We start from the raw sequence: 16,043 nt of genomic DNA, 5'->3' as shown, positions 1-16,043 counted from the left end.
TATAAAAACCTTAACAAATAGTCACTAAGACATTCCCGTTTAGCTCTAAGATTTCCTTATAAAACTCTTTCATCTTGACAAAGCAAATTGAAATATCATCTTTGATTTCTTCCTCTTCCTCAAGATAATCCCAAATATCAGGATACAAGTCGGCTTTCTTACAGGCCACCATACTAAAGTCTGCCATGGATCTGTCCATGTCAAAACTTTCTAAAGCTTCTACAATCTCGGCTAGCTTTGTTTTTTCAGTATAGGCGATATATTCAGATACATCCTCTAGAGGAGTCACCCCTAAAACAGCCTCTCTCAAGGTATTGTCATCCAAAAATTCTGAACTACTAAATCCTGTCATGACAAAGACCAAGGCATCCCACATTTTGTCAATATCTATTAAGATATCATGACTATCAGCGGAATTCTCGACAAAATCTAACAAGTCATCTTCTTGATTCGAGAGACCTTTTATTTGTTCTAATTCGTTGTCTGGTAAATATTGATAATTTGCAATCATTCCCATGATTTTACTCCTTTGAATCAGTTAATATAATACGGATATTTCTAGCTCTATTTCCCAAGAAAGTGCTATAATGGAGCTAACAAAAATGTTCTGTATTCATTGGAAATAAGAGGAAACAGTCATGTTCACTAGTATTGTTTTGGGGTTTTATGCTCTTTTCTTTCTATCCTTATCCTTTACTATCTATCTCTATATTAGACTTGTAGTTGCGGTTAAAAAAGGCAAAGACATTCCCAAATGGATTTATAAACTTGGCCATGCAATTCAAGGAAGAATTCACGTTGACTATGAAGAAATCACTGATGCTAATGCCCTTAAAGAGATTCATTGGTTCTTGCTGATCTATTTAATCGTCAATCTACTCCTATTGGCTGGCTTCTACTATCATGGCAATAGCTTCCCGCAAGCAGTTTATGAATGTTCGAAAAAACAATTTTTTATTGTGCTTGTTAGTATGATTTTAAAAAGTCTTGGCAAATTTGTTGTACTGGCTATAAGAAAAAACTTTCATAACAGTCATACCTATGCATCAACCAACGCTTTTATTGGGACAGCTTTTTTAACGAGTTATGTTTTTATGTTTTGCACGATGATGAGTGGCTTTCCAGCTCAACCTGTTCCAGTAACCATTCAAGATACCACTATCATTATCGGGGAAACCAAGGCTTCCGAGCTTTTGGACAAAGGCTTTAGCTTTGAAGATAAAAGTCCAGAGACTTCCATCACAAATCTCAAAAACGACCACTTCTACTACGGTCAGCTTCTCGAAGTCAAGCGGAATAATCAGTCCTTTGGCTTTATGAGCCTCACTCCCACAGGTAAAGATACTGATCTGCTAAAAAACTGCATCATCACCTATTACAGAACACCTAAGGATAAGAATCAACTAGAAGAAATTTCCATCAATCATGTCAAGTTAGCAAATCTCAAGCTTCAAGATTTTCAAACACGAAAATTAATCGATATCTTTGAAGTCAATCCTGCTGATTATAATGTCACTGATAAGGATACCAACTTTATCCTAACCATCCAAACAGCAGATTACGACCTCTGGAAAAGGTACCGTATTGAATCCAAGTTCAATTCAGATGGTTCCCTAGATAGCTATGGTGTCAGAGCCCAACACAGTCAATGGGAATGATTAACCCTTATTTTCCTCTTATCAGATAGACATTAGACTGAAAAAATATCATCGACAAGTTTATAGGTTTCGATGAACCGTAGGCCAGAAGAGCCTTTATCTCTAGTGATTTCTTCATAAACATCTTCTAAATTTTGGGCAGATGCCAGCATCCAAAGACTAAATGGTCTAAGTTTCACCTGTCCAATTTTTTCAATATTCTCTAATAATTGCCCTAAATCTTTGTGATTGAACCAGCAATCTGTATCCAGAGCAAACTTCGTATTGTCCATCTTACAGGAGATTTGACTGGTCAAAAAATCATCGATGGTGGGCTTTTTTGTTTGTAAGAGGCGAGTACAAGCTAGATGGTACTCAAGCTTTCTAGGACTCTGCTCAACCATAGATACAAAGACAAGACCATACTCATCTTCGAACTTAACAGCAAGAATATCTCCTTCTTCAAAGTAAGGTTTGCGTTTAGCTTTTGCTTTAGGGACCTTTAGAGGTCTAGGATTTTCAGTTTGCAACTGAACTGCAAGTTTTTCCAAGACCTTTTGCCTTTGCTTCAAAGCCTTTGGATCTATTTCCAACCAAAATGGATCAGCCCCTTTTCTGAGAAGCTCCAAGGTTTTATCTCTGATATCATCTGTCAGGTGACCAATCTTCCACAGTGAGTAGGCAAGAGCTGTCCAATAAATTTCTGTAAATAAGTCTGTTTGGCAGTAATCTTTCTCCTCATCGAGGATATCCTTTATAATGTTCGCCACCTGTTCACCGTCTCTATAGCGACTGACTACTTCATTGTAAATGTCATAACCTTGATCACTGTCAATGATTTTAACGCCATCAATAGCCATACTCAACTCCTATATCTTTTTAAATCTCAAAGCTTATTTAATCTTATGCTTATTCATTTTCTCTTGGAAAATATCTGTAAGAATTTGTCGTAATTCTTGAGCTTCCTTTTCAGGAAGTTGGCCTTCTTGTTCAGCAACGGCGTATAATTCTGGATACTCAAGTGAAATTCTCTTGACAGTACGTGTAATGGCATGTTTTCTAACAAAAAACGGGATACGCTTAATCATCTCTTGAGGAATTAGAGCGATTATCTTATCGGCTGTTTCCTTATCGCTAAGTTTAGAAAAAGTTAATCCCTTTTTAATCATTTCTTGTTCTTTTTCTGTAAAATCTTGTAATTCCATATGTCTACTCCTCATCTTCTGTCACTTCCCAAACTTCAGCTTGGTAAGATTCTCCATCTTCATCGTATCGATTGATACAACCAATAAATCTTTCATTATTTCTTGGTCTCTGCTGATTTGTCTTGATAATCCAAACAGCCCATACCCCTATTAGGAACAAGACTATCAGTCCAAACAATGCATCCATAATGTCTACTCCCTTAAAATTGAACCCACTTATTATTATCCATAATAAATGGCTTAGCTAGACCTTCACCTGTATAGTTTTCGTATTTTGTATCTAGATATTTGTAACAATCTTCCTTGGTCGCAAATTTAATGGCTTGATAAGGTTCCTCAAAGGTCAACTTTTCAACAAAGAGATAGCCATCCTCGCTTGGCACAAGTATGCCCACATGGCCGATAAAGAGTGATTGCCCATCCAAGTCATCATGGACGACTACGGACAACATTCTTGCATGTTCATTAAACTTAAATTGAGAGAGGAAGTTTTCCATCTTCGCAGCATGAACCTTAACATCAGTTGTTGCTTCGGTTTTAACTCTTGAAAATAGAATATCAAAAGCGTCCTTGTCATCTGCACTAAAGACCTCGCCTTTATCAATGGCATCATTATCGACAAACAATAGGGAATCATCTTTCTCTAACTTAGGAATTTCGATTGAATTTTTCAATAAACAATAACTGTTAATACGACAGTTAGTGCCGACAAAATCACCTTTTTTGGGTGTCCAAAGATTGCTAATCTTTTCTACGTCATATTCTGTCTTTGTAAATGTAGAAAAATCTCCAGTTAAACCAACTGAACCAACAGTTTCATTGTAGTCATTGACAAGATTGAAAAATTCATCCACACTTTCTTTATCCAAATGAGTAGCCAAGGCTTTTCGAACTTCTTCTTCACTTGGTTTACTGTTCATATTGCTATAAGTAGCTTTCCAAGAAACCTGATTAGACTGTGATTGAGTGACTGAGTTTTCCGAAGTAGCATCGCTTGCCTTTTGTGGTTGACTACAAGCCACTAAGGTCAAAAGAAGCGTTGAACAAAGACCAATAGCTGCTAATCTTTTATATTTCATAGGCGTTCCTTTTTTAAATAAAATTGTTGTTAAGAGTGAGAATCATTATTCCTTCGGTTGAGAATAGACTTCGATATGCTGCCCTAGAACCTTGATTTCTACTGGTAAATTATCAGATTTGTCGCCGTCAACATCCGTTTCTAATTCAGTATCTGAAGAAATTTTTATATGACGAGCTTTTATATACTCAATATTATCATTTTCTACAACATCACCCTTTAATAAGTCAGGGATAACCGACAATTTAGTAAGGATTGAGTCATCTTTTAAAATCAAAATATTAGCATAACCATCCTTGTCTTCATCAAAGATCTTTTTGTCAGCGAAATAATTGGTGAGGAGAACTAAAACATGACTGGCTGGTCCAATGTAATTTCCATTTTCAGTCTCAACTGTAATGTTAAATGCTTGATCTGTAACCACAGACTTCATGGTATTAATCGCATAGGCGAGCATACCAAACTTTGTTTTATCTTCTATCCCAACGTTGTGGATAGCTTCTGGCAAAGAGCCAATACTAAAGATATAACCGAAATAGTTTCCATTTGATTTTCCGATATCAATCTTGTTGGTAGAACTAAAATCAAGCTCGTCAATGGCACCATCAATATCTTGATCGATTTCTAATAGTTTCGTGATGAGATTTCCAGTTCCTCCTGGAATAATCGCAAGTTTCGGAATGTAGTCTTTCTCAGCGATGCCAGAGATTACTTCATTAACAGTACCATCCCCACCAAAAACAAGGACTGCATCGTACTGCTCACGAGAGGCTTCCTCAGCAAAGTGTGTTGCATCCAGCGCTTTTTCAGTAATTTTGGTTTCCACGTGCTCAAAATAATCTTTGGCCTTATTCTCCAGCTTGACCTTATAATCCAAAGCCTTTTCCCCACCAGAGGTAGGGTTTATAATTAACATTGCTTTTTTCATTGATAATACTCCTTAATTTTTAAATAGAAATGTTAGTGTAACTACATCAGTCATTACATATAATGCTATTATAAAATGAAACCTCAGAAAATAGAAATCAGACGTACTGGAGATTGAGAGAATCAGTTCTAAAAAAGGTTGGATATGCTGAAAATGATAAATAACTTCTAGTTTATTCTTTTACCAATCGATTAAAATCAACCAGATATAAAATTCCAGCAATAAGAGCAAAAATTGCTGAAAAAAATGAAAGGAAGGGGATAAAACCTGTGATAGATGCAACTAAAAGAAACAAAAAGCTTTTCTTACGACCATTTGATTCTTTTCTATAAATGAAAATTGCAAGTATAGAACAAACAAGAAATATAAAACTAATTAAATTTACTGAAAAAGCCCATGCTGGTTTATCAACAAAACGAAGAGCCCCATTGATAAATCTTATCTCCCATCTATAGAAAAATGCAAATGCAATAATGGGAGAGCACGTTAAAGCAAAAATTCCATTAAAAAAAAATAAACTGTTTGATTTCATATTCAATCCTTTTCTGTACTTATTCATTGCTAATTAATAGATTCACTATTTAAAAATCCTTTAGACTTCTGGACGATATAGAGCTGTTCATCTTCTTGAGCGAGTATTCTAAACAATTCATTCGCCCTAGTCATATCTCCTTTTAATTCAGAGTTCAAAGCTTGATAGTAAGTGATTTCCAATTGTTGATATTTAAATTCGTTTTCCAAGTCTTCAAAGTAATCATTGGATTGATGAGCAATTGTTAAATCGTAAAGTGCGATACTCACGCTTTTTGTTTTCTCGGCTAGAGAGGAATCTGAGATGGACATTTTGTTTAGCATAAGATTAAGCTGGTCCCTGGTCAGGTTAGGATTTGCAAGAACTGTCGAACGAATAAGATAACTTTCTAAAAAATCCCTATATTTCAGCTTCAGTTTTTGATCAGTCATTGCTTCAGAAGCCTCCTTAATGGCAGCATCGAAATCACCAATCATATAGGAATACCCAACAGATGTTAGTGTCACATCCATTTTTATAATAGCTCTTTTTGCATCTTTCTTCAATTCAATGTATTGCTTCCAAGATGGTAAATCTAAGTCCATATACAGTAACTTAGTACCACTCCTTACATACCCTCTTCTGATTAGTGCAATGAAAAGAAATAAGAGTGCATTTATGAATAAAATACAAAGGGTTTGAATAGTCCTATCTTTCACCATCCAAGCTACAGAAAGAATGAGAAGAACAGCCAAAACAATCACGACTTTTCTATAAAATCCATATTTCTTGCGTATTTCTAAATAATTCATTTTTACACCTTTTCTAAATTATAAAATGTCATTACGAGAGAAGTTCTGAACCTTAAATGAGTTATTGAGCAACATAAACACTTTCTTCGCTATTACATAATTTTTTCTGATAAAATAACCCAATGTGACCTGCAAAAGAGGATCATAAAATAGCTTTCATCTTAACTTATAACTGCTCGATTTTTTCAAAAATAATCTCTTGCTTTTCGACACTTTCTCGGAGTGGTGACATGCCTAAAATCACTGTAAAGAATCCCAACAATAGAATACTATTAATAACAAGTAAGGCTCCCTCTGTTCCATTAACAGTATATAGATAGAATGCAAAACATCCAAGAGTCGGAACAAGGATAAAAGGAAGAAGTTTGTAATGTTTTAATTGACGTTTATTTCCTACTGGTTTAAAGGTTATTTGATAGTTTGAAACTTTATTCTCAAGTCTTTTTTGGACACTATGACGAGCTCTTATGGCAATGAACCAGAAAACAAGATAAGCTAGGAAGATGAACAGGCCATATAAGCCTATCTTTAAAGGAAGGTTGTGACTAATCCCATTGTTTCTAAAAAAATTCGTCACTAGACGATAGCCAGAACCCCCTATTGCTGTACCAATTGCAACCCCAATCGATTTACTCATAGTTGGAGCCACACTTTCAAAACGCGTATCTCTTTTATCTAACTTTTGCATTTTTGCAGTAATCTCATCAGGAATAGAACCCCAGAAATAGGATTTGGGGCTAACGGTCGTCAAATCTAGAATATACTTTTCTCCCTCTACTTCTACTATTTTGAAAAAAAACTTATTCGTTTCTTTAAATTTTACTTTCATAATCACCTTTCAAATCTTATCAGAGTTAAATTAATTCTTATATCAAAGACCTTATTTGTTTTACTTTTTTTGTATTGGCTTTTTTAAATTGTTTATTAAGCAAATAAATAATATCCTACTCACCATACTCGTTTATTTTATCTGCATATTTAGTTAAAAGATTCTTTGAATAAATTTTTTCATTACTTGAATTTCTAACTTCTTTCCAAAGAATAGAAGCTACTTTTAGTTTATTCAAGTAGTTGGCACTATTTTCGTCTACACAGAAATCCTTTAAAAATTGATTCCATTGACAAACCGAATGGTCATACTTGGCATAATCTGAATCTCCATAATAAACTTTTAGCATGTCTTGGATTGTAAAACTCAAATCATGTTCCCTTTTTACTTTTCTCCAGGCAGTGGCCATATCAGCAGTAAATTTAAAGGGCGAAACACCTGTTAAAGTAGAGAAATATTCTCTAAAGTGTGCATTAAAGGCAAATCTACATTCAAGTAAGGGCGTATCTAAGGTAACGACTTCTACTCGTTTCTTATTTCTTTTTACTGATGGTTTTTTAATCAAGTTTCCCTTGAAGTACTGCTCAATAATATCATTGAGTTCTTGTTTTGTACCTCTATATTCAAGCCCTAATGACTTGCATATCTGTGAAAGTTCATCACGATACCAGTAATATTTATTAAATTCATCAAAGGATGTGACTTTATCAAACTCAGGTCTGCTTTCTATCAATATTTTAGCTCCTTAAAACAGTTTAGGTTTTCATTTCTAAATAATGGAGTTTTAGTTTCTTTAGTTTGAGGATTAACTATGTTTCACTAATAAATTTACACACTCCACGTGTGGTAATATTCTGCTTTTATACTAATAAACAAAAGGCAATGAAAATCATTTTAAAATGATACTGTGGAACGGAAAGATTATCATCACTCTCAAAAGAAACGGCATCCATAACTCCACTTAAAATTACAATTGATAATTCTCTAACATTAATCATCTAATTAAAATTCGTTACTTTCAATAATGGATAAGCTGATCTAAAATTTAAATGTTGTTTCCTTACTAATTCTATTACTAGCCAATATCGTATAAATCAAATAACCAATAAAAATAACATAGCAGCCAGTCTTACAACTTACTACTTTTCATATGATAATTTACAAATGTTTTTCCAGCCACTCGATTTTTTTAAAATCCTTATTGTTATTTTGTTCATTTCGATAGGAGTCTTGAGAAGAAGCTTTGTAAATACTTAGATACTGCTCCAGACTTGGAAGACGAAAAGTGATGCCTTCAATGTGAATAAGCTCTATATCCGATTCCGAAACTCCTGCAAAATCAAGTAAGGAATCGATACTTCCAAATTCAACACTCTCTCTATCCTTTTGGAATTCATGCTCATGAATATCTATTAAGACGTAGCCTAAGTCTTTCATCACTTTCATTATCTTGTCCCAGTCATAAATTCTGAGATGGTCAGGTGCTTCCCAACCTCTTGGGTCACCAGGTACATGAATGTCAATGTCAGACGGCACCCAATTTTCTTTCGATCTAAACTCCAATCCCAAAGAACCCATCAGTGTCGGTGTAATTCCGACTCGATTTAAATGGAAACAAATGGTTTTAAATTCTTCAAATAAGAGACTCATGTTTACTCTAAACCTTTCATCTAAATGTTCGTTATTTCTACTTTATTACCTTGATCAAAATCATTTTCATTTTCTAGAGTATATCCAGTTATTTTAGATACAAAGGCTTTCCCTTCTTCTAAAGAATCAAAAGCGACTAAATTTTTAAAATAATAATTTTGATACAATTCCAATAGATACATCTTTAATCTCTCAATATTTGAAAACTAACCGATGTTTTAAGCAACTTACAATCAAATTATCTATCCTTAATATACGCATTTATCATATAACGAAGATAATTAAGTTTGGTTTATCCAGGATCTACATCTATAGAAGTTATTTTGTAACCATCATTATTGTATAAAAATTCTAATTGTAGGGTTAAATCTACTAATTCAGATTCGGAGGTCATCTGATATTCAACAACAAAGCCAGTTTGATCATTAAATTCATAAACTTGTAGTTGAGAATACTCATAATTCGGATGAAAATTACATTCTACACCATATTCATCAATTTTATCAAAATCATTTAATTGTAATGAATCGTCAATATATTCAAGTAACTCTCTTACATCATCAACTTCTGAACCATCAACACAATCCATAATATCATTATAGTTATTTAGATGAATTGCTCTTAAAATCTTTTTAAGTACTTCAATTACTTTTTCTTCATTTTGGTAGTTTTCTTTGTACTCAAAATCATCGAATATTCCCATGACAATACTTCCTTTTCTAAAATTTAAATGTTGTTTCCTTACTAATTCTATTACTAGCCAATATAGTATAAATTAAATAACCAATAAAAATAACATAGCAGTCAGTCTTACAACTTACTACTTTTCATATGATAATTTACAAATGTTTTTCCAGCCACTCGATCTTTTTAAAATCCTTATTGTTATTTTGTTCATTTCGATAGGAGTCTTGAGAAGAAGCTTTGTAAATATTTAGATACTGCTCCAGACTTGGAAGACGAAAAGTGATGCCTTCAATGTGAATAAGCTCTATATCCGATTCCGAAACTCCTGCAAAATCAAGTAAGGAATCGATACTTCCAAATTCAACACTCACTCTATCCTTTTGGAATTCATGCTCATGAATATCTATTAAGACGTAGCCTAAGTCTTTCATCACTTTCATTATCTTGTCCCAGTCATAAATTCTGAGATGATCAGGTGCTTCCCAACCTCTAGTGTCACCAGGCACATGAATGTCAATGTCAGACGGCCCCCAATTTTCTTTCGTTCTAAACTCCAATCCCAAAGACCCCATCAGTGTCGGTGTAATTCCGACTCGATTTAAATGGAAACAAATGGTTTTAAATTCTTCAAATAAGAGACTCATGTTTACTCTAAACCTTTCATATAAATCTTCGTTATTTCTTCTTTATTACCTTGAACAAAATCATCTTCATTTTCTAGAGTTTATCCAGTTATTTTGGATATAAATTCTTTTCCTTCTTTTAAGGAACCAAATGCAACTAGATCTTCATAGGAAGAATTTTGATACAATTCCAATAAATACATCGATAACCCTCCTAAACTTTCCTTAGCGTAATTGTTCAATCATACTCTCTAAATCTTTCTTTTCCACACTCATGTATTCAACTTTTTTTGTTCCTTCATTGTATTGATAGCATCTAAATATTAATTGATTGCTTGTCTGAAACAGTGTGTCTACCCCAGAGTATTCTCCATGGCATTTTTCTAGTATCATTTCATCAACGAGTTCCAATGTCTTTAAATGAAACACAAACCATCTTTCTTCCGTTGTAGAGAATACACCATAGGAATTGTTAATCTTCCATACGTTTGATACCTCGTCCTGTTCAAATACAGGAAATCTTTGACTAAATTTTATTTGGAAATCATGATTTGATATTATATAAAATTCAGTCGAGTAAAAATTTACCAACAATGAACTCTCCTCGTCAGTCGAAAAAACAAACGCCAAATTTCGTGGAAATTTATGTCTCACATTTAGCTCATGATTCAAAAATTCAAGGCAAAAGTCCTGTGAACCATCCTGTCCCGCTGTCAATGAAACGATGATTCTATTATCAGAGAAGCCCTTAAAAGTTACTTCAGAATCAAGAAAGCTATCTTCCAAATCTAAATAGTAACTTTGAAAATTCTGTTCGTCTCTCACTTCAATCCGAATTTCATGGCTACTTTTTCGATAAGCAAACCAAGTTAAGTTATTTTTCTGAGATTGATAGCTGCCGATTAAAGTGCCCACATTAGTATCTATATTTTCAAAACTCTTATAGGATTGTTTATGATTGTTAATTAAACAATTTCCATTTACTTTTTTAAAACGGTTAAGTTGAATCACTCGGTTTACCTCCATCTGATCTGGGAAATTTAACTATTATCGAGCAATAGCCTTTTTTCTATAAATTCAGCCAACTTCCTTTTCCCATCGTCTAAGCACCTCTTTCAAAGGCTCATCTAGATAGCTAAAGGCCTTGTCTTTGATCCACTGAGGAATTCCATAAGCTGCCTCGGCGATACTTCCTGTGATTGCAGCAAGAGTATCGCTGTCTCCACCAAGAGAAATCGCATTTCGAATCGCGTCTTCAAAATCTGTACTTTCTAGAAAGGCAACGATGGCCTGAGGAACGGTATCCTGACACGTTTCATTGAATCGATACGTAGGACGAATTTCATCTAGCGTTTTAGAAAGGTCATATCCATACTCTTTCTCGATGTGTTCCTTGATGCGTCTTTTAAGCTCCTCAGGGTTATCGCTACTATCATCACCAAAGAAATAACGGCACATGTAAATAGCATCCACTGTAGCCATTGCTCCTTTGATTCCTTCTGGATGGTTATGCGTCACCTCTGCAGAAAGTTGCGCCAGACGTTTCACCTCAGACGGCAACTCGTCTGTTGTGGCATCCATCACCAAAGCACACGGAGAAACGCGCATCGCAGAACCATTTCCAAAACTATTGTAAGGTTCACGGTTATCACTATGAATCCACGTATCAAATCTTACACCGTAACCTGCATCGGGATACATCCTACCATATTTTTTCATGGGATCAATAAAGTCATCCTTCTTACCGCCATTCATAACGGCTTCTGCAACAGCACAGGTCATAACCGTATCATCAGTGAAAAAACAATCCTCACGAAATAAAGGGAAGTCTTTCGTTTTAATGTTGTCCCATTCATAAACAGAACCAACAATATCTCCAACTATTGCTCCTAGCATCAGATTCCTCCTTATGATATATCAGATTCATTACACATTTCCAATGAATCACTCTTTAAAAATGGCACCACCAAATTAATCCACTCTTGAGGCAGGTAAGCTGATAAATAGCCATGGTTATAGCCCTTAGCTTCATACAAAATCGTATTTGGATGCAGTTGTTGAAATAATTTCGCTGATGCTTTCACACAGTTCAATTCTTTTTCACCATAAATATAAAGAACCTGCGCCTTATTAACAGAAATCGTATTCTTTAGCTTGTAATGCCCCATATAGGTTTTGTAAATGGTCACCAATGTTTTGATAGGCGTCCTTGGCAGATCCTCCAAATAATAATCTTTTAGTTCCTCTGGATAAGCGAGTTTAGGATAGAGTTTGTTCATCATGCTTAACTGAAGTTTGCAAGAGAATTTACTAATCATTAGTTTGCCAAATAGACGTACCAGAAAAATACTGATTTTAGCCAACCTTGGTTGAGGAATACAGAGGCTTCCATCTATGATGGCTTTCTCAGCTATATCTCTGTCTATTGACAAAAGCTCCATAGTAATTTGACCACCAAGTGAAACACCACCGATTGCAAACAATTTCCCACCACAGTTTGCTTTGATATAGTCCAGAATCTCCAAAGCAGAATCTTCAGTAGAAACATAATCAAGTTGATATTCTTCGCCGTGGCCATTCAAGGTGGGTAGAATGACACGATACTTCTCCGATAAGATCCGTGCTTGACGAAGATAATTCCACCAAGAACTGCCACCGCCATGTATCAGCAAGATAGAAGGCAAATTCTTATCACCAAATTCATGGAATTTCATATTTAAACTCCTTACTGTAAGACATTCCTAGCTACATCTTTGTTTAATCTGTTTGAACAAGCTGTGATACCACTTTAAACAGACAATCTCTAACATCGATTATCTAGATAGAATGTTACCTTTAATAATGGGTATCCTGATCTAAATTTTAAAATCTTTTTTCTTTACTAATTCTATTACTAGCCAATATCGTATAAATTAAATAACCAATAAAAATAACATAGCAGCCAGTCTTACAACTTACTACTTTTCATATGATAATTTACAAATGTTTTTCCAGCCACTCGATCTTTTTAAAATCCTTATTGTTATTTTGTTCATTTCGATAGGAGTCTTGAGAAGAAGCTTTGTAAATACTTAGATACTGCTCCAGACTTGGAAGACGAAAAGTGATGCCTTCAATGTGAATAAGCTCTATATCCGATTCCGAAACTCCTGCAAAATCAGGTAAGGAATCGATACTTCCAAATTCAACACTCACTCGATCGTTTTTGAGTTCATGCTCATGAATATCTATTAAGACGTAGCCTAAGTCTTTCATCACTTTCATTATCTTGTCCCAGTCATAAATTCTGAGATGGTCAGGTGCTTCCCAACCTCTAGGGTCACCAGGTACATGAATGTCAATGTCAGACGCCCCCCAATTTTCTTTTGTTCTAAACTCCAATCCCAAAGACCCCATCAGTGTCGGTGTAATTCCGACTCGATTTAAATGGAAACAAATGGTTTTAAATTCTTCAAATAAGAGACTCATGTTTACTTTAAACCTTTCATATAAATCTTCGTTATTTCTTCTTTATTACCTTGAACAAAATCATCTTCATTTTCTAGAGTATATCCTGTTATTTTGGATATAAATTCTTTTCCTTACTAATTCTATTACTCGCCAATATAGTATAAATCAAATAACCAATAAAAATGATAATAAAAATAAGATTAATCTTCAACACAAAATAGAGATTTAACAAATTTGCGAACGTATGGAATAATAGACAGTATCCCACAGATTTCGTTTGACGATAAAGAAGCCCTAAAACAAAGCTTAAAAACAATGTATATATAAAAAATAAAATAAAAGGAAATCCTTGATGACTTTCTCCAACTATAAACCATAAAGGCAGATGCCATATTCCCCAAATTGATCCTACAATCAAATTAGATTGCCAATAAGTATATTTTTTATCAAGTAACGGCTGTAATATTCCTCTCCATCCTAATTCTTCATGTCCACCACCAAAAAAAATTAGTTGTATAAAGAATAATGGCATCAGATAAATTGATACTTCATTTAATTCTAAGGAAGATACAGAAAATAGTATCAAAATTGCTAACAAATGAATAATGAAATAAATACTACTATTTTCTTTCTTACTAAATAAAAAATGTTTAAATTTTATATTATTCCTTTTCAAATAAAAGCCACTTGCAATAGCTGGACCAAGTGCACCTACTATATGTAACATTCTCCCTATAAATGTTTCTAATCCCAAAATATGAGATTGAGTAAAGATGGCAAGAATCCCCCAAGCTATATAAGTAATTCCAAATGTACAATAAAGATAATTTTTTAAATTATTTTTGTCAATTTCTGTCATTTTATCTTCCTTATTTTGATTATTTTATATGTAATATTTGCTACTGCTTCTTAGTTGCTCTCGATTAAAACTACCTATATTTTATCACAAAAATGCAAAAAAAGCCTTACAATCAAGGCTTTTCATTATTGATTCATACCAAGCTTTCTAGGCTTTTACCAGCAAAGCTACACACTCGGCGTGTGCTGAGAGCTTTCTTCTATACTAATAGACGAAAGGGTGTGAAAATGATTTTTAAATGATACTGTGGAACGGAACAGTAGCCCTAGTATTGACTACTGTCGTTTCTATTCATATTGGCTATTCTAGGACTGAGATGAAAAAATCTATAAATGCTCAGAATAAAATTGAACCCGCAAATCTCCCCAAAACAATGGTGAGTCATGTACTTGTATTATTCCGAAAAAATACACCTCTGGTGCAGTGAGACAAATTGGTGTATCTTATAGTGGCTTCGTAGATGAAAGCTATACTCTACTATCACTCTTTGATGATGTAGAACAAATTGAAAAAGATAATAGACTTCAGACAGCTATTGATGTTGTCAGAGAACAGTTTGGTTTTTTAGCCATACAAAAAGGAACCGTCCTAACTGAAGGTTCCAGAAATATTGAACGCAGTAAACTTATCGGTGGTCATTCCGCGGGTGGATTGGAGGGATTAAAATGAAACAAGAAAAAAATACAGTACAATTTTCAGAAATCCGTAGCAAAGGATGTAATGATATTGAAATGCTTGAAAGATTTTTACATGGAATCGTTGAAACAGCAACTTCAAAACTTCGTCAGAGAAAACTCAAAACAACTGAAATATCGATACGACTAGTACATGCTAAATCTGAAAACCGATTACCATTGGAATTTACATTTAGCATTAAGCCAACAAGCTCATCTGTGATAATCTATACTGAGGTAATCAATCGCTTTAAAGAATGTTACACAGGTGGGGGAATTCAAGGTTTTACGATTCAATTTGATAAAAATACCCTTGCCTCTGCATAGAAAGGATTTGATATGATTGACCGTTCATATTTACCATTTCAATCAGCAAGAGAGTACCAGGATACAAAGATGCAAAAATGGATGGGCTTTTTCCTATCTGAACATGCATCAGCACTCTCTGATGATACAAACAAAGTAACGTACATGTCTGACTTATCACTAGAGAAGAAATTATTACTCCTCAGTCAAGTATACGCCGGGCAGCTACGCACACGCATTCAAGTGATTGAAAAAAACAAGCGTGTTTCCTACACTGGAACAATACCAAGTCTGACCAAAGATTTCATTTTGATAAAAACTACAACAGGTCACATCAATTTGAAATTAAAAGACATTATTAGTATTGAACTTGTCGAGGAGGTGCTCTATGAATCAGCTTGAGTTTCAGCGTAATCACCTACAAATGGACTATTATAGCGAGAGCTACCAAGATTTTGAACGTGACTTCTACCGCTACTCTAACATGAATATTCCATTGACCTTCCTAACTGATGATATCCTAAAAACAATGGCGACTTCACGTAAGAATTACTTTGTCCTCAATAAGGAAAAGTCCAGAGATAACCGCGATCACTTCTTCATATTTGAAGTAAGTACCGTAGATGAGAATCCGCTAATCTATCATTATACATATAAGAAAACTACAATATATTTAGCAGAAAAATAGGAGCAGTTCAATTGACTGTTCCTATTTTTAATATTCATAAAATCTAAAGTCTTTATACTCTTTAACAATGGAGTCGCCAACCAGAACAGACTATACTGACCAGCGA

At 34.3% G+C, this 16,043-nt stretch carries 24 protein-coding genes and 2 pseudogenes; 5 read left to right on the top strand and 21 right to left on the bottom strand.

Translation table 11 applies throughout. The features are described 5' to 3' along the window. Positions 1 to 10 precede the first annotated feature (10 nt). On the bottom strand, positions 11 to 517 hold the full coding sequence (locus TZ94_RS08975) for a YfbM family protein (protein WP_045616060.1): 507 nt from the start codon (positions 515 to 517) through the stop codon (positions 11 to 13). Positions 518 to 638: 121 nt separating this feature from the next. Here TZ94_RS08975 and TZ94_RS08970 point away from each other — a divergent pair, with 121 nt between their 5' ends. Continuing rightward, positions 639 to 1,658, top strand: coding sequence for a hypothetical protein (locus tag TZ94_RS08970; RefSeq protein ID WP_045616057.1), 1,020 nt, complete (start codon positions 639 to 641; stop codon positions 1,656 to 1,658). A gap of 32 nt (positions 1,659 to 1,690) precedes the next feature. Here TZ94_RS08970 and TZ94_RS08965 read toward each other — a convergent pair whose 3' ends face one another. The 20 genes and pseudogenes from TZ94_RS08965 to TZ94_RS08885 form a co-directional block, all read right to left on the bottom strand. Then, on the bottom strand, positions 1,691 to 2,497 hold the full coding sequence (locus TZ94_RS08965; RefSeq protein ID WP_045616055.1) for a hypothetical protein: 807 nt from the start codon (positions 2,495 to 2,497) through the stop codon (positions 1,691 to 1,693). Between the two features lie 33 nt (positions 2,498 to 2,530). Continuing rightward, positions 2,531 to 2,842 (bottom strand): hypothetical protein, encoded by a 312-nt coding sequence (locus tag TZ94_RS08960; protein WP_045616054.1) that lies wholly within the window; start codon positions 2,840 to 2,842, stop codon positions 2,531 to 2,533. Positions 2,843 to 2,846: 4 nt separating this feature from the next. After that, on the bottom strand, positions 2,847 to 3,029 hold the full coding sequence (locus TZ94_RS08955) for a hypothetical protein (RefSeq protein ID WP_045616051.1): 183 nt from the start codon (positions 3,027 to 3,029) through the stop codon (positions 2,847 to 2,849). Between the two features lie 13 nt (positions 3,030 to 3,042). Further along, entirely contained in the window at positions 3,043 to 3,921 is an 879-nt protein-coding gene (locus tag TZ94_RS08950) for a DUF4300 family protein (RefSeq protein ID WP_045616048.1), read from the bottom strand. A 45-nt stretch (positions 3,922 to 3,966) separates the two neighbouring features. Continuing rightward, positions 3,967 to 4,848 (bottom strand): diacylglycerol/lipid kinase family protein, encoded by an 882-nt coding sequence (locus TZ94_RS08945; protein ID WP_045616047.1) that lies wholly within the window; start codon positions 4,846 to 4,848, stop codon positions 3,967 to 3,969. A gap of 172 nt (positions 4,849 to 5,020) precedes the next feature. Further along, a complete protein-coding gene (locus tag TZ94_RS08940; RefSeq protein WP_000841612.1) occupies positions 5,021 to 5,380 on the bottom strand; it encodes a hypothetical protein in 360 nt (119 codons plus the stop codon). 29 nt (positions 5,381 to 5,409) lie between these two features. Further along, a complete protein-coding gene (locus TZ94_RS08935) occupies positions 5,410 to 6,171 on the bottom strand; it encodes a hypothetical protein (RefSeq protein WP_006150707.1) in 762 nt (253 codons plus the stop codon). A 166-nt stretch (positions 6,172 to 6,337) separates the two neighbouring features. Beyond that, positions 6,338 to 7,000 carry a DUF443 family protein gene (locus tag TZ94_RS08930; protein WP_006150696.1) on the bottom strand — a complete coding sequence of 221 codons (663 nt, stop codon included), beginning with the start codon at positions 6,998 to 7,000 and terminating at the stop codon, positions 6,338 to 6,340. 115 nt (positions 7,001 to 7,115) lie between these two features. Further along, complete coding sequence (locus TZ94_RS08925) at positions 7,116 to 7,733, bottom strand: SAP domain-containing protein (RefSeq protein WP_045616045.1); 618 nt, start codon at positions 7,731 to 7,733, stop codon at positions 7,116 to 7,118. A 305-nt stretch (positions 7,734 to 8,038) separates the two neighbouring features. Next, a pseudogene (locus tag TZ94_RS10180) lies at positions 8,039 to 8,116 on the bottom strand (CPBP family intramembrane glutamic endopeptidase); the annotation flags it as partial. A 42-nt stretch (positions 8,117 to 8,158) separates the two neighbouring features. Next, the gene (locus TZ94_RS08920) at positions 8,159 to 8,650 is read right to left on the bottom strand and encodes a phosphoribosylanthranilate isomerase (protein WP_045616044.1); all 492 of its coding nucleotides are present in this window, start codon (positions 8,648 to 8,650) and stop codon (positions 8,159 to 8,161) included. A gap of 20 nt (positions 8,651 to 8,670) precedes the next feature. Then, positions 8,671 to 8,832, bottom strand: coding sequence for a hypothetical protein (locus tag TZ94_RS09985; protein WP_198921343.1), 162 nt, complete (start codon positions 8,830 to 8,832; stop codon positions 8,671 to 8,673). Between the two features lie 110 nt (positions 8,833 to 8,942). Further along, positions 8,943 to 9,353: a DUF7668 domain-containing protein gene (locus tag TZ94_RS08915; protein WP_045616043.1), complete on the bottom strand. Its 411-nt coding sequence runs from the start codon at positions 9,351 to 9,353 to the stop codon at positions 8,943 to 8,945. 16 nt (positions 9,354 to 9,369) lie between these two features. Next, positions 9,370 to 9,447: pseudogene (locus TZ94_RS10175) on the bottom strand (CPBP family intramembrane glutamic endopeptidase); the annotation flags it as partial. Between the two features lie 42 nt (positions 9,448 to 9,489). Continuing rightward, positions 9,490 to 9,981, bottom strand: a complete 492-nt coding sequence (locus TZ94_RS08910; RefSeq protein ID WP_045616041.1) for a nucleotidyltransferase — start codon at positions 9,979 to 9,981, stop codon at positions 9,490 to 9,492. Between the two features lie 204 nt (positions 9,982 to 10,185). Next, positions 10,186 to 10,971 carry a hypothetical protein gene (locus TZ94_RS08905; protein ID WP_045616038.1) on the bottom strand — a complete coding sequence of 262 codons (786 nt, stop codon included), beginning with the start codon at positions 10,969 to 10,971 and terminating at the stop codon, positions 10,186 to 10,188. A 66-nt stretch (positions 10,972 to 11,037) separates the two neighbouring features. Beyond that, positions 11,038 to 11,856, bottom strand: coding sequence for an ADP-ribosylglycohydrolase family protein (locus TZ94_RS08900; RefSeq protein ID WP_045616036.1), 819 nt, complete (start codon positions 11,854 to 11,856; stop codon positions 11,038 to 11,040). A gap of 11 nt (positions 11,857 to 11,867) precedes the next feature. Then, positions 11,868 to 12,674: an alpha/beta fold hydrolase gene (locus TZ94_RS08895; protein ID WP_045616034.1), complete on the bottom strand. Its 807-nt coding sequence runs from the start codon at positions 12,672 to 12,674 to the stop codon at positions 11,868 to 11,870. Between the two features lie 262 nt (positions 12,675 to 12,936). Continuing rightward, on the bottom strand, positions 12,937 to 13,428 hold the full coding sequence (locus tag TZ94_RS08890) for a nucleotidyltransferase (protein WP_006148485.1): 492 nt from the start codon (positions 13,426 to 13,428) through the stop codon (positions 12,937 to 12,939). Between the two features lie 88 nt (positions 13,429 to 13,516). Beyond that, on the bottom strand, positions 13,517 to 14,269 hold the full coding sequence (locus TZ94_RS08885; RefSeq protein ID WP_045616030.1) for a CPBP family intramembrane glutamic endopeptidase: 753 nt from the start codon (positions 14,267 to 14,269) through the stop codon (positions 13,517 to 13,519). 423 nt (positions 14,270 to 14,692) lie between these two features. Between TZ94_RS08885 and TZ94_RS08875 the strand changes: the two genes are divergently transcribed. Genes TZ94_RS08875 through TZ94_RS08860 form a run of 4 tightly spaced genes read left to right on the top strand, consistent with a single transcriptional unit; the run spans position 14,693 to position 15,937 of the window. Continuing rightward, the gene (locus TZ94_RS08875) at positions 14,693 to 14,938 is read left to right on the top strand and encodes a hypothetical protein (protein ID WP_001813542.1); all 246 of its coding nucleotides are present in this window, start codon (positions 14,693 to 14,695) and stop codon (positions 14,936 to 14,938) included. Further along, positions 14,935 to 15,270 carry a hypothetical protein gene (locus tag TZ94_RS08870; protein ID WP_000806926.1) on the top strand — a complete coding sequence of 112 codons (336 nt, stop codon included), beginning with the start codon at positions 14,935 to 14,937 and terminating at the stop codon, positions 15,268 to 15,270. The genes TZ94_RS08875 and TZ94_RS08870 overlap by 4 nt, the downstream gene beginning before the upstream one ends. Positions 15,271 to 15,282: 12 nt before the next feature. Further along, positions 15,283 to 15,651, top strand: coding sequence for a hypothetical protein (locus TZ94_RS08865; protein ID WP_000567222.1), 369 nt, complete (start codon positions 15,283 to 15,285; stop codon positions 15,649 to 15,651). Beyond that, complete coding sequence (locus tag TZ94_RS08860; RefSeq protein WP_001072467.1) at positions 15,638 to 15,937, top strand: DUF5960 family protein; 300 nt, start codon at positions 15,638 to 15,640, stop codon at positions 15,935 to 15,937. The genes TZ94_RS08865 and TZ94_RS08860 overlap by 14 nt, the downstream gene beginning before the upstream one ends. Positions 15,938 to 16,043 lie beyond the last annotated feature (106 nt).

The sequence above is a fragment of the Streptococcus infantis genome (genome assembly GCF_000960085.1).
Lineage (GTDB): Bacteria > Bacillota > Bacilli > Lactobacillales > Streptococcaceae > Streptococcus > Streptococcus infantis_C.
This window is presented reverse-complemented; position numbering and strand designations above follow the sequence as displayed.